At 61.9% G+C, this 13215-nt stretch carries 15 protein-coding genes; 7 read left to right on the top strand and 8 right to left on the bottom strand.

The window, feature by feature from the left end; all coding sequences use genetic code 11:
- Window positions 1-137 precede the first annotated feature (137 nt).
- Window positions 138-893: a nuclease-related domain-containing protein gene (locus tag C7402_RS08805; RefSeq protein ID WP_116610308.1), complete on the bottom strand. Its 756-nt coding sequence runs from the start codon at window positions 891-893 to the stop codon at window positions 138-140.
- A 450-nt stretch (window positions 894-1343) separates the two neighbouring features.
- Here C7402_RS08805 and C7402_RS08800 point away from each other — a divergent pair, with 450 nt between their 5' ends.
- The 6 genes from C7402_RS08800 (at window position 1344) to C7402_RS08775 (ending at window position 5391) form a co-directional block, all read left to right on the top strand.
- Window positions 1344-1709, top strand: coding sequence for a hypothetical protein (locus C7402_RS08800; protein WP_116610307.1), 366 nt, complete (start codon window positions 1344-1346; stop codon window positions 1707-1709).
- Window positions 1710-1821: 112 nt separating this feature from the next.
- Entirely contained in the window at window positions 1822-2250 is a 429-nt protein-coding gene (locus C7402_RS08795) for a hypothetical protein (protein ID WP_116610306.1), read from the top strand.
- A gap of 8 nt (window positions 2251-2258) precedes the next feature.
- Entirely contained in the window at window positions 2259-3086 is an 828-nt protein-coding gene (locus C7402_RS08790) for a hypothetical protein (protein ID WP_244314786.1), read from the top strand.
- A gap of 11 nt (window positions 3087-3097) precedes the next feature.
- The gene (locus tag C7402_RS08785) at window positions 3098-3691 is read left to right on the top strand and encodes a single-stranded DNA-binding protein (RefSeq protein WP_116610305.1); all 594 of its coding nucleotides are present in this window, start codon (window positions 3098-3100) and stop codon (window positions 3689-3691) included.
- A 350-nt stretch (window positions 3692-4041) separates the two neighbouring features.
- The gene (locus tag C7402_RS08780) at window positions 4042-5076 is read left to right on the top strand and encodes a primase-helicase zinc-binding domain-containing protein (RefSeq protein WP_244314785.1); all 1035 of its coding nucleotides are present in this window, start codon (window positions 4042-4044) and stop codon (window positions 5074-5076) included.
- A 96-nt stretch (window positions 5077-5172) separates the two neighbouring features.
- Window positions 5173-5391: a hypothetical protein gene (locus C7402_RS08775; protein ID WP_116610303.1), complete on the top strand. Its 219-nt coding sequence runs from the start codon at window positions 5173-5175 to the stop codon at window positions 5389-5391.
- Window positions 5392-5458: 67 nt separating this feature from the next.
- Here the strand turns inward: C7402_RS08775 and C7402_RS08770 are convergent, their stop codons facing one another.
- The 4 genes from C7402_RS08770 to C7402_RS08760 are packed head-to-tail and all read right to left on the bottom strand — an operon-like array spanning window position 5459 to window position 7382.
- Window positions 5459-5707, bottom strand: coding sequence for a hypothetical protein (locus tag C7402_RS08770; RefSeq protein ID WP_116610302.1), 249 nt, complete (start codon window positions 5705-5707; stop codon window positions 5459-5461).
- The gene (locus C7402_RS46225) at window positions 5707-5925 is read right to left on the bottom strand and encodes a hypothetical protein (RefSeq protein ID WP_133254439.1); all 219 of its coding nucleotides are present in this window, start codon (window positions 5923-5925) and stop codon (window positions 5707-5709) included. Before C7402_RS46225 ends, C7402_RS08770 begins: the two co-directional genes overlap by 1 nt.
- A 45-nt stretch (window positions 5926-5970) precedes the next feature.
- Complete coding sequence (locus tag C7402_RS08765; protein WP_116610301.1) at window positions 5971-6375, bottom strand: hypothetical protein; 405 nt, start codon at window positions 6373-6375, stop codon at window positions 5971-5973.
- Window positions 6372-7382: a PRTRC system protein D gene (locus tag C7402_RS08760; protein WP_116610300.1), complete on the bottom strand. Its 1011-nt coding sequence runs from the start codon at window positions 7380-7382 to the stop codon at window positions 6372-6374. Before C7402_RS08760 ends, C7402_RS08765 begins: the two co-directional genes overlap by 4 nt.
- A 1176-nt stretch (window positions 7383-8558) precedes the next feature.
- On the opposite strand from C7402_RS08760, the gene C7402_RS08755 reads away from it, so the two are divergent.
- On the top strand, window positions 8559-9689 hold the full coding sequence (locus C7402_RS08755; protein ID WP_116610299.1) for an integrase domain-containing protein: 1131 nt from the start codon (window positions 8559-8561) through the stop codon (window positions 9687-9689).
- A gap of 246 nt (window positions 9690-9935) precedes the next feature.
- Here C7402_RS08755 and C7402_RS08750 read toward each other — a convergent pair whose 3' ends face one another.
- From C7402_RS08750 to C7402_RS08740, 3 genes are all read right to left on the bottom strand, one after another.
- Window positions 9936-10607: a Lar family restriction alleviation protein gene (locus C7402_RS08750; RefSeq protein ID WP_116610298.1), complete on the bottom strand. Its 672-nt coding sequence runs from the start codon at window positions 10605-10607 to the stop codon at window positions 9936-9938.
- A gap of 305 nt (window positions 10608-10912) precedes the next feature.
- Complete coding sequence (locus C7402_RS08745) at window positions 10913-12511, bottom strand: sensor domain-containing diguanylate cyclase (RefSeq protein ID WP_244314784.1); 1599 nt, start codon at window positions 12509-12511, stop codon at window positions 10913-10915.
- Between the two features lie 42 nt (window positions 12512-12553).
- Window positions 12554-13150, bottom strand: coding sequence for a hypothetical protein (locus C7402_RS08740; RefSeq protein ID WP_208948913.1), 597 nt, complete (start codon window positions 13148-13150; stop codon window positions 12554-12556).
- Window positions 13151-13215 lie beyond the last annotated feature (65 nt).

The raw sequence follows: 13215 nt of genomic DNA, 5'->3' as shown, positions 1-13215 counted from the left end.
TTCTTGATCTTGTTGAGAAGGAGGGCGCCCGGAGCGCGCCTGTTGCGCTGGCCGGATAACAGGGCTAGCGTAAGCGCGCTTTCCCGATGCGATCGGCGAAAAGACGACGTATTTCCTGTAGCTTTCGCTTAAAACACTCAATCGGCATGTCCGGCGCAAACTTTAGGGTTTACCCTGATCCGTTGGAGATGTTGCTCTAGATCGGCAGGGTCAATTGATGCATGCAGCATCATTGCGGCCCACGCGGTCTTGATATTGACGACGGTCGCGCCACTCGCAAGAAACTGTTGCCGGCGCAACCTCATGAAGTGAGCGAGTTCGCTCACATGGATCAGCGTGGACGGCAGGTCGGGATGAATCACGCTGTCGCTGGCCGCAAATACACCCAGCCCGAAAACCGGCCACACGCGCGGCAGTTTCGCGTCGAGAAAGGCGACCTTCGAGCGGTTCTGGGCGAGTGGCGAGCGCCGCGTTTCGCGGGTGCCGTCGGACGCAATGCGCACGATCGCCTCGGCGCTCTCGCCGGGCGTAAGGGTGCCGCTCCAGTTTTTCGTCTCGATCACGAATATGCCGAACGGCGTAACCGCCAGGTGATCGACCTCGGCCGTCGGAAACTCCGCACCCGGTGCGATGTTCAGCAGCACCGGGCTGTCGTGAAGGTAGTAGTTGCCGCCGCAAAGCCAGCCGAGGACGCGATGCAGCTCGGCGCGCACGGTGACTTCACCTGCGTCGCCGCGTGCCTGCGCCCATGTGAGCGGCGGCGCGGACGCTGGCGCGGTGGCGTCACGTTTCGCCGATGCCCACCAGGAGTGGCGCGCACGTCTGTGGCCACGACGGCTGAGCCGGTAGCCGATGAAACCGAGGACGCCAAGAACGATCAGTCCGCTGCTCATGGATTGTTGCCTCTCTGGATGAAGGGAATGTCTCCAGTGTGCCAGGCGAAATGCAAAGTCAAGCACGCAGCTGGCGCGGATGTCCGCGCGTAAAAATGCAGAAAGCTCACAAAAAATGTGAGCTTTCTGATCAAGGCCGCGCGGATGTCCGCGAAATTCCCCTCGCGATCCTAAGCCCCGCCGAATTCACGATCATTGTGTGCGCCGCAGGGGTGTGGAAGGACGTACGCTTGGCACATTCCCGCGTCCCCCACGCATCGATCTGACCGCACGCCTGTGCGTCGTCTCGTCTCCTTTTCCTTTTGTCGTCTTGCGAGTCCGTTCGCGGTGGCCTTGTCACGGGCCACGGCGAACGCGCTTCGCGCCGGCATTCCTTGCTCCACTGGAGCATCGAAACCGCCAGGCATAGCCTGGACATTTTCTTGTGCGTTGTTTTTTCTGGAGAGAAAAATGCTGAAGCTGCTGTTCAAAGACCTCCTGCGTTCACCGGGCAAGCTGCTTGCCATGTGCTTCGTGGTCTACCTCGCGTCGATTTCGTTTTTCGTTGGCTGCTTCCTTGCGTTTGCCGCATTGGGCTGGTTGCGCAAGACGCTGGTCGCGAAGGCGAAGGCACTCGAGGCTGCTGAAGCCGAGGCGGCACGCGAGTACGCCGACAAGGTGCGCGAGCAGGCCAAGGCGGCCGTTGCCAGCAGGCAGGCCGAAACGGATGTTGCGCCCGCATCGGGGGCAGCCGTCGTGACCCCCTTGATGCCGAAACGGCAGTACGCCAAATCGGCCGTCGTTGTCCCCTTCAAGAAGACTGGCACCCAGGACTAGGGTGCCATCTGTCCACTACCACCGCGGGCTCGCCCGCGGTGGCCCCTTACCCTTGCCGGGAATCGATTCCCGGTTCAGGGATGCGATCGCCCGGTCTGTACGGAGCGATCCCATGAAACGAGAAGTCGCCGCATGGCAGCTCGATATCTTCGGCGAGGCCACTCCGGTGCTCGTCGTTCCCCCCAAACCCGATCCACTCCCTGATCCGCAGCACTGGAGCCCCACGGTCCGTGAGGCGATGGTCGACGCGCTGATCTCCCTTGGCCGCGACAGCCGCCGGGGTGACAGCATGCCGGAGTCGCTGATGGACTGCGCAACGATGCTCAGCGAACGCCTGCGCAATGTACGCGTCGATGTCGACGACTACCGGGCGACGCTCGGCTGGATCATGGGCTATTGGGGCGGTGCACTGCCTTACGACCACGTGTGCAGTGTGAACGGGATCGACCCGGACACCCTGCGTCAGGTCATTCTCGATACCCCTTTGCTGGCCCGCGATCTGGAAGAAGTCCGCCGGATCTGCTTCGGCTCGTTGCTATAGGAGGCTGCATGGCAGCACATCATCTGTTTCGCGCGTTTGCGGAACTGCTTCCCGGTTGGTCCAGGCAGGTCGCAACGGATCACGAGGCGCGGCGCGAACCTTCACCGCAGGCGCGCCCGTCGCAGGCGTCTACCGAGCGCACTGTAGGCGTGGGTGCCCCGAACGAAACCGTCGTCAGCATCAATGGCGTCCCGCACCTCTTTGTCGATGAAGGCGACTGCATCGTGCAGTTCCAGCCAGCGTTCGAGGAGGCACCTGTCGCGACGCCTTTCGGCACGAAGATCCTGCCTGAGCTTGCACCCCACTGGTCACCCGTACGGGAGCACGGCGGCGGCCTCAAGGACGCGATCGCCAGTGCGATCCGCGTGCCGGTGCAGCCAGTGGGGCGCGGCAAGCCGTCCGAACAGGTTGGCCAGGTCGAGCCCGCGTCCCGCATTGATACGGATTCCGGATCAACCGGTGCTGCGGAGGATGCCGATCAGACGCGCCCGCGCGCGGCGCGCCCTGGCACTTCGCGTGGTGAGGACATGCTGGCGTCGACGGTAGGCCGGGTGCTGAGCTGGGGTGAGGAGAAGTTTCCGAACCGCAAGCCGACGGGCAAGCCGTTCTACACCTCGTTCGCGATGCATATCGAAACGGCTGCCGGTGAGCGCACGCTGCAGGGCGAAGGATTAAAGGATGCCATCGCACAGTCGCACTGCCAGGTCGGCGACGTTGTATCCGTACGGCGTCTTGAGAAGGTCAAGGTGCCGGCATTCGCGGAGAGCGGGCGCCCCATTCTGAAGAACGGCCAGCCAGTCATGTGGGACAAGTGGCTGTGGTCGATTACACGTTAACAGGAGTTTTTATGGCATCAGTGAACAAGGCGATCCTCGTCGGCAATCTCGGCGCGGACCCGGAAGTGAGGTATCTGCCCAGCGGGGACGCTGTGGCGAGCATCCGTCTCGCAACGACCGATCGGTACAAGGACAAGGCGTCGGGCGAGTTCAAGGAAGCGACCGAATGGCACCGCGTGACGTTCTTCGGACGTCTGGCGGAGATCGTGTCGGAATATCTGAAAAAAGGGGCATCGGTCTACATCGAAGGCCGTATCCGCACGCGCAAGTGGCAGGCGCAGGACGGCACCGATCGTTACTCGACCGAGATCGTCGCAGACCAGATGCAGATGCTCGGCGGCCGCAATGCCGGTGGCCAGCGTCGTGACGACAGCCAGGGCGATGACGGTGGGTTCGAAACGGGTCCGACCGCACGCGCCCCACAGAATGCACGTGAAGCCTCACGCGCGGCACCATCAGGCGCGAGCGGCCGTGCACGGCCGCCCCAATCATCAGCGGGTGGTGGGGCGGGAACCCGCGTCCCTTCTGGTGGCGGGTTCGATGAGATGGACGACGACATTCCGTTCCGCGGGGCATATCCGCGAGCGGCATGGGCAGCCATCTGATCCTGGAAGCGCTCACCTTCCGGATTTTCTGATCCCGAAAATCCTCACCTGACGTTTCGTGGCGCACCTTCGGGTGCGCCGCGTAACACCTCCTTCTTCTACCTCCGCACATCGCGGACCCATTTTCTCGACTACCTGAAACGTGTTCAAAAGAGCGGCTCGCTTCGCGCGGGCGTCTCTTTTGAGCAAGCGTTTTCACGCCTGTCTCAGGCACCGATCCAACCCACTTCCTCAATGGAGAGTGATTCATGAGTACGTCTGGACGCGGGCTGTCACCCGAGAAGTACGAGTGGCTGCAACGCAAGCTGAAGGAATTCGCGCTCTCCCCGGAAGCGTGGATTTCAACCTTGATGAGCTACGGCATTTCCGGCGACTGCCTGACTGGCCGCGCAAGCGCCTGTCCGGTTTGCGGCGGAGATGACCGCTTTACCTATGACAACAAGAGCGGCCGCGGCGACTGGATTTGCCGCAAGTGCAATGACGGCTACCCGATGGCTGGCGACGGACTTCAGCTGATTGCCCGTGCCAATCGCATGGGGCTGTATCGATTGATGTGCCAGCTCGATGGCGGCTCACCGCCACCTTCGCGAGCGCGGGTTAGCACGCCGGCGCCCGCGCCGAAGCGCAAGGCCGATCCGGCGTTTGTCGCCAGGCGTCTGGACGGCATGTGGAGTGACGCGCGGCCACAGGCCGTGGGCGATCTGTCGATGCGCTATTTGCAGGAACGCGTGCCGGGCCTCACGGCGGGTTCATCGCCATCGCTGCGTCTTGGCATGCTCGAGTATCGCCACGAAAAAAAGGTGCTCGGCGAGTGGCCGGGCATCGTGGCGCGATTCGAGTTGCCCGAAGGGCGTCTGGGTACGCTGCATCGAACCTTCCTCGATCCGGTCAAGCCTGCAAAGGCAACGATCGTGTCACCGGATGGGGAACTCCTCGACGCGAAGCTGAACGACATGACGCTCAACCCGCTCGCGGGTGGGGCGGTGCGTCTGATGTCTCCTGTTGACGGAGAAATCGGTGTCGGTGAGGGACTGGAAACGGTCTATGGCGCGTTCATGGAGACCGGCGTACCCGCCTGGTATTGCCTGAACCGGGTCCTGCTCTCAAGGTTCGTCGTCCCGGACGGACTGGGTATCAAGGTCGTGCACATCTTCATGGATTTCGACCACGTCGATCTGAAAACGCGGCAGTCGCCGGGCGTGAGCGCCGGCATGGTGCTCGCGAAGCGGTTGCGCGAACAAGGCTATACGGTCGTGCTGCATCGACCGAGGCAGCGTGGGACCGACTTCGCGGACCAATGGAGGTCGCGCTGGATTGCAGCGCATGAAAGCGCCCCCCTGGGGCGTCGGCCAGCATACGCCTCGCGCGTCGCGTTGGCCATCTGACTGAGGCCGGCTCGTCCGGCGTTTTCTTGAACCAGCCCGGTGGGGATACGTCCCCGCCGGGGCGCATCCGTCGGGCTCTTTTCCGTCGAGTGGAAAATGGGCTTTTTTCGTGTGATGGTGGGCAACAAGTTCACGATCCTGGCAACGAACGGCGCGGAGAATGGCCGCCAGTTGACCAGCAAGTCGGAAGCGGTTGCGTTTGATGTCTATGACCGCACGATCGGGCAGATGGTGGCCCGGGACCAGCAGTTCGAGGCGGCTTTCGACTTCTGCGCGAGCCGGCTGGCAATGGACGCGGCGCATGCGCTGCAATGAAAGCATCTGGAAAAACGGCAGACCCTTGGGGTCTGCCGTTTTTTTTTGTCCGTGCGCCGCGCACGGGTTACCGGAAAAGACGCAGCCACCAGGCGGCGACCCACAGGCCGCCGCGCAGGACATACCATCCGCCGATCGCCCAGCAAAAGCCGATGCTGCCTGCGGTGAAGAGCATCTTGCCTGCCTGTTGCAGTTGACCGGCATACGCGAGCACGCCCAGAAGCGCGAGGCCGTAGAAGGCAAGTGCGAACGCCGCGCGGCGGGCAAGCCAGTGCCAGCGGCTGAAGTGCGCCCATGCCCGCGTGAGGCGCTCCATTACTCATCATCCTTCGCATGGCAGGCATCATGCGCGAGACCACCGAACTTCCAGCCGGCGATGGCCACGGCAACGATCGCGGCGATGTAGACCCAGGTCAGCGGTTCGTTCAGGCGCTCGCCATGCAGGACGGCATTCAGAAGCTGGAATTCCATAATCAGTTCTCCGAAAAGGTGGATTGCCCCGGCAGCCAGGTGGCGTCGTTTTGCCGGGAACATGATTCATCTTCGCACGCCCCGGGCAAAGTCAAGAGCGCGCGGTCGTCATTCGAAAAAGCCTGCCAGCTGGCTGCCAAGGTCGTCGCCGAAGCCCGGTGCGGTATCCACCGAGTCGGCGACCCGAAGCGTCTGGAATCCTTCATCGGGACTCTTGTTCGTTGTGGATTCAACGGACAGCGCGCTCCGGTTGGCGAAGGTTTCCTGTGCTGTGGGCTGGCTGTGTGCAAGCCCCGCCTGCTGGGTAGGGGCTGCGATCCCGGCGGGCCTGTGTCCAAGGTCGCTCGCGATTGTTGATCCTCCGCCGAGGAGGTCGCGACGGATCGCAGCTTCCGCGAGCGCCCTGAGCAGGATGGCGCGTTCCCGCGGCGTGGCGCAGCCACTCAGCTTTTCGAAGAGAAGGGGTGACACGAGTGAATTGATCGTCACCGTCATCTCGATCTTTCCGCTCATGCGGCACGACGCTCACGCTTGATGCCTGCCTCGCCCACGAGCAGAAAGCCGCGGGCGTTGGCCATGCACGGCGAGTCGATCAGCTCGATGACCACGCGCGGAAACGCGCGACGGATCGCGGCTGCGTAGAGCGCGGCGCCGCCTCCCGAGAGGATGATCGAGCGCACGTTCGGCAGGCGTCCCACATTGTTCTGCATTTCCTTGACCACGCCAGTGATGATCGGATCGGCCTGCTCGACATATGCGCCGAGGTCGATGTCCTTGCCGTAGAAGAAGAACGGCGCCTGCTCCCGCAGTGCCTTGTCGATGCGTTCGATGTCCTCGACTTCCTCACCCTCGTCGCGCGCGATGAGGCTCGCGATGCGCTGGTAGATCTGGGAGGCGCCGCCGGGCATACCGCCGCTGCGGTTGTCGTCCATCGTGAAGCCGTTCGCATAGACCCAGTCGGTCGTGAAATAGCCGACGTCGACTACAAGGTGCGCATCGTCGCGCCCGAAGCCGCCGTTGCGCGTGCTGGTGGCAAGCACGAGGGACCCCAACGGCTGCGGGATCACGACAACCTTGTCGACCGTGATGCGGCCATGCCCGAAATCCAGCTCGCCCGCAAAGCGTTCCTTGAGCGCGGCGGCATACTTCTTCATGTTATGCACGGGCAGCCCGAGCACGAGCCGCTCGACATGCGTGACGCCCGCGAAGTGCAGTGCGCCGAACAGCAGCGCCGCGTAGTTGTCGGTGAGCACGTAGTCGTCGGCGAGGGCGCGACCGGTCTTGCCGTATGCGGCAGTCAGCGATACGTCCGGGCCGACCTCGTATTCGACGCGATCGATACATACCACCGCGACCTTGCGCGCCGCGAGCACGCTTTCACCGTAGCCCGAAAGCGAGCGACTTGCCGCAAGCGGGGCAAGCGACGGGAACATGCCGGTGGCGACGGTGCCGCTGGCCGCGCGATATGCATACTTCGTGTTGCCGTAGCCGACATCGATGGCAAAAACAGCGCTTTTCATGGTGTTTGTTCCTCAGGGTGGTTCAGGTTGGCTTGTCACCAAACCCGGACGTGAAGTCCGGCTTCGGTGGCGGAATAAAAGCGAAGTCGGACACGAAGTCGGACCTCGCACGCGCGCGGCGTCAAGGTCCGACTTCATCCAGGACTTGTGCCGTTCATTTCCTGGGATTGCCTGGAAACGCCTGGATGAAGTCCGACATTGCTCAGTCCAGTCTATCGAGCGATTCAGGAAGTCAAGTCACCGAAAGCGCGCGCGATGATGTCAGCTTTTGGTTCGTCGTGACGAGGTGAAGGCGGTATCCTTGGCTGTACCTGCCGCGTCGCATGACGCATCGACCCGCAAGTGCAAGGCACTTCGTACGTCTTTCCCTGGCCAGTCTGGCCGTCATCTCCCGCCTCGGCATGAGGCAATCGCCAGAATGTCCGCGCTCCACAGTGACGCGGATTTTTTTTCAATCAGATCAAGTCCACAGTGGTCAATCTTGAGGACCACTGGACAGTGCGATATCCATACGATTGGCGGGTGTCCGCCATCATGTTGCGCAATGAGGAAATGTGGACGCGGACAGTTGGACAGTTCGCGCCCGCACTCATGCGCAATGGACACGTTCCTTCAGCACACGAAGCTGGGTGCGTTCACGAAGCCCGACACACCGCGGCGGAGATGAACGTGCTTCGGAACGGGGGAGAGCTTGCGCGCTGGCCACGCCAGTGATTCGCGCCTCCCTGTACGGAAGACAAAACGGTCCGCGCAGCCGTCACCAGAAATGCGCAACAGGAATTTCCCGGCAGTTGGCCCGGGCGTAGCAGACGGCGGTGAGTCGTCCGCTGCGTCCAGACGCGGTAGCGCGTCCGGGGCCGGTCGGGTAGCCACAGCAGGCGGCGAGGCAGCACAGGCAGTCATCGCGGGAGCGGGGTTGCGCGAAGCGCAATCCGGCCCGTGCCGCAGCAAGGTGGACAGTCGGAACGCATCTCTTCCGTGCGTCGGGCTGATCGGATGGAATCGCTAAAGGCTGGAAGGCAGTAACCCCGCGCCGGGGGCATCGGCGAAGCCGCGTGGTGCGCGGCGCAGGAATCAGGTTCGTGGAACGGGTGACAGCGACATCTGGCAGGGCGGTCGCACCCGGATCACGGGTAGCGGGTTGCGCGCGGCGCGACCCTGGACAACGGAGAGAAGATGGCAGCAATCCTGAACGTGCGCGTCGTGGTGCGCGGCTACCGGCTGACACCGACGGTGTCGGAAGCGCTCATTCGCCTGCTGGACGAGAAAGTGTCCAGCGTGCACAGCCGCACCCGGATCAGTGGCAGGGCGCTGTCGATCAAGACGCAGGAATATCGCGTGAGAGCGATCTGCGCGGCGCTTGTCGAGTTGCGCGAAGGCGGGTTTGCGCTCGAAAGTCCGTGGAGCGTGCGTCGCAAGCATATTGAGTGGCTAGTACAACATTGGGTGCGCGCGAAGCAAACCGGTGGCACGATCGAGAACAAGCTCACATACCTGCGCGCACTGGGCGAGTGGATGGGCAAGTCGAATCTGGTGGGCACACTCGAGGACTATGTGGACCGAAAGGAGAACGGCCTGCTGCGCTCGTATGTGGCCGAGGTTGACCGGTCATGGGACGCGAATGGCGTCAGCGCGCACGCGAAGATTGCGGAGATCGCGATGACGTGTCCGCGCGTGGCCGTCCAGCTGAAGCTCCAGGTAGCTTTCGGATTGCGCGTGGCGGAAAGTTTCCTGCTCCGGCCCACCGAGGCGGTGAAGGATACCGGGATGCTGGGGGTCACACGCGGTACGAAGGGTGGGCGAGATCGCGAAGTGCCGATCGAGGTGAAGATCGCGGTACTTGAGGAGGCCGCTCGACTGGCGAATGTGTTGACGGGTTCGACGATACCCGAGGACCGCACGCTCAAACAGTGGCGAAACTGGTACTACTACTTGCTCGAGCGTCACGGCATCACCAAGTCGGGCCTTGGCGTGACCAGCCATGGCCTGCGCCACCAGTATCTGCAAGAGCTCTACGAGAAGACGAGTGGGGTGCCTGCGCCGGTCAAACAGGCGGGGCCGCGTCCCGATCCAGAGTTGCACGCGCAAGCCATGCGCCGGGTCGTCGAGGCTGCCGGTCACAGCCGCGTCACCAAGGCGAACGCCTACATCTCGACATTCGCACGCCAGGAACGGCTGGCCAGACCCAATCCGACGATCGACGACGCGAGGGGGGCACTCGAATCCGCCGGCGGAAACAAGACGCACGCGGCAGCCGCGCTCGGGATTTCGCGGCAGGCGCTTTACCGGCTTCTGGAGACGAGTTAGGCCCGCCTTCTCCAGTGATCGTGTGTTCGTGCACCCGCCTGTGCGGAACGGCGTCCATTGCGGTCATCGCGAGGCGAGTGGACGGCGAATGGGCTTGAAAATGTCAACGATACGGGCGCCCATGAGGCGAGGCAGTTGCCATAATGAATTCGTCTCTCAGGTTCCAATCCCCGAAAAACGGAACCATCTTCGACCGGCCGCTGGCCGGTCTTTTTTTTAGCGCACTCCCGTAGCGCGGTCTCGCCTCTACCAGCGATCGCGATCTGGCAGCAGGTCGATCGCGGCGGCGATACGGTCCTCGAAAAGCAGGTCCTGATCTTCCGCTGGGGAGTACACCTCTGGGAACTGCACGTAGCGCTCGCCTTCGAGTTCGATCCACTTCGCCAGCTGTGCGAGTTTGCGAAAGCGCGCGGCGTCATTGAGCACGGGATCGATCGGCCAGCTGTCGATCGTGGTGACGGTCGCATCAACGAGGCGCTGCGCGAGCATCCTGAATAGTGGCCCAAGTTCGTTCCAGTCACCCTCGGCGCGCGAGAGGAGATTAATGACAAGCGGTATATCCGGCGCTCCGAGTTCGCGCTCGACGAGGCGCTGGAGATCCGACTTGTCGGCTTCGGGCCGGTTGAGCCGGCGGTTCCAGACGGCGCCGCATCGATCCATTGCCGCCTTCTCGTCGCGGCCTTCCGCCTCCCAGGGCGTGGCCATGCCGCATTCCGTGCAGTGGATGCAGACGAGCGGCTCGGTCTTGGGGACTTCAGGCGGCCGCGCCATCCGGTCGCCGATTCGTGGGGGACCCGCGAGGCGCCCCCACTCCGTGTAATCGTATTGCGGGTTGGGAAGCTTGGAGAGAAGTCGCTGTGAGCGCCCGACCTTCGGTCGGCCGCCACAGTGGTCGCACGGGATGAGCTGCTCGTACATGGATACTGAAATATGGGTGGTTGAAAGGCTAGACGCATTATTGCGTGGTATGGCGGGAATCGAAACCCGGAACTACGCCTGCCCTAGGCACTTTATCCGGAATTGACCAGAATTGTCTGTCTCACACACGCGTGGAATATTGCGGCGGCGGCGCGCTGGAGCTGCCATACCGAACGGGATTGCCTATGACTGTAGGCTAACAACAACCTACAAGAAGACTCATCGCGAGTATCAAAAGACAAACCAGCGTCGAAGGATTGGCCCGATGCGAGCGGGAGGCGGTGGCGGTGCCGTTGCGTCCACGGTCACAACTGCGGTGCTTGCTCCGCTATGAGAGGTGACTCCACATTTGCATCCTTCTCGTCGCGTTGCGCGGGCGGCATGACCGTATTGCCTCCCGCAGCTTTTGCCGCGTACAACTCTCGATCGGCGCAGTCGATCAGTTGACTGGATGTCATCTCAACACCAGAGGCGCCATCGAGTGTTGCTGCGCCGATGCTGATGGTCACAATTCCAAGCGGACTTGCGCTGTGCGGAATGGCGGCGTCATACACCGCCTTCCGAATCGCCTGCGCGACATGCAACGCACCGTGCAACGCTGTGCCGGGCAAGATCACGCAGAACTCTTCTCCGCCGTAGCGCCCTGCAAAATCTCCCTGTCGCAAGACGCTCTCCTTGATGCAGAGCGCCACAGTTCGTAGTGCCTTGTCACCTGCGACGTGTCCGTACCTGTCATTGAAGAGTTTGAAAGTGTCGATGTCGAGCATGAGTACAGACAGCGTCCGCCGGTCCCGTTTCGCCCGCCGCGTCTCAAACTGGAGCGCTATGTCTAGCGCACGTCGTGTACTTAGCCCCGTGAGACTGTCGGTATCCGCGCGAATCCGGAGGCGTTGTTCGATCTCAAGCCGCTCCCGGAACTGGCGTGTAATAAGGATGGACATTAGGACCAGCAGGAGGCACAGCGTTCCCATTACGCCGCCAATAACGCATGCCCGCCATTGCCATTGCGCATAAATGTCGTTCGTCGAAAAGCCGACCTCTATGATGATGGGATATTTGCCAATGTGCCTGAAGCTGTAGAGCCGCTGCTCTCCATCGAGAATGGCGACGCCAACAAAGCTCCCTTTTTCGGACTTCAGAACGGGCGTAAATGATGCTCCACCTGCAAGGCTTCGGCCGATCTCACCAACGTTGAACGGGCGACGCATGAGAACGATTCCGTCCGTGCGCACAAGCGTAATTGAGCCGTGAGGTCCGAGGGGCATGCCGTCGAGGAGGTGCTGGAAATAGTCGAGTTGCAGCGTTCCGAGCACGACACCGGAAAATTTTCCTTTCCGATTAGTTAGCCGCCTGCTCAGTCCGATGGATAAAAGCGGTGGGTCGACGCTGGACACAAATGGCTTGCTAATAAATAGAGCATCGCTGAGACGATCACGCTGCACCTTGAAATAGTCCCGGTCACTCAGGTTCGCGTTTCTTGGAGGTGGAGGGAGCGCTCCAGAATCGAAAACAATGTTGCCGAGGTGGTCGGCAACGAGCACGGTGCCGAGGTCGCGCGCCTTGGTGGCTCCGTCAAATAGGACGCGCTGGCGAAGCGGCATGGGCAGCGCAAGTACAACCGGATCCGCCATTCCGTCAATCACCGCCTGCAACGACAAGTCGCAGATTTCGAGATTGCGTTCAATGTCCCTGCTCAGGAGGAGTGAAAGTCCATCCGCGGCATCTCGCGCCCGCATCAGTGCATCGGTTCGCATGTCATACAGGGAAACCACCGTGATGACTGCCATAACCAGCGCAACGAAACCTCCCGACGCGGCAAACAACGCTGGGCGTGCGACGAAGGCGCCAGATATCTTCCTGAATAGCATGGGTGTTTTCGCGTAAGCGTTCAGAGCAGTTGGCATCCGACTCTCCTGCCGCACCGCGATTGACAGGGGTACGTGCTTCTACACGTCCGCAGATACGCGGATCATATTCTTTGTCTTCGACAGCATGTTGTTTTCCGCCTCACTGGTTGCGGTGTTGAATGTGCCTTTCGTGGCGTAGTTGTTTTGCGTCGCTTGGACGTCGTTTGGCCGTGAGCTGATCGCGAGTTCGTAGTTGCTGTCGGCATCAGGCCGGAGCCGCACGGGCGCGATTTCGACGTTGAGGACTTCGCGCGGTACGGCCGGGTTTGTGAGGGCGTGGCTGGAGTAGTCGTCGCACGCGCTATCGATACGCGCGCCTTGCGACAGGCCCGAGAAATCTTCCAGATCAATGCCGCCTGCTCCCGCTAGGAAGCACGTGTCACCGATACGAATGTAGCTGCCGATGCGGATGTGTCCGCTTCCGGCCGACAGCACGGTTGGCCCGTCAATTCGAACGTTGTCATCGATATGAATATTCTGCGTCCCAACGATCGTGCAGCTTTGGGCAATCCGCACGCTCTGCCCGATGCTGCCAAATCCGGCCGACGCCAGATCGGCATCGGTCCAATCGCCCGAATTAAATCGGTTGGTCGGCAGGCGGGAAGCTGCGTCGTGCGCAAGAGATTTTTCGTTCATAAGTCTGGCCGTGGCTGTAGCACCGGCTAACAGAGATTCGCCAAGGTATCCCCGGATTGCTGTTT

The sequence above is a fragment of the Paraburkholderia unamae genome, from assembly GCF_003096875.1.
GTDB lineage: Bacteria > Pseudomonadota > Gammaproteobacteria > Burkholderiales > Burkholderiaceae > Paraburkholderia > Paraburkholderia unamae.
This window is presented reverse-complemented; position numbering and strand designations above follow the sequence as displayed.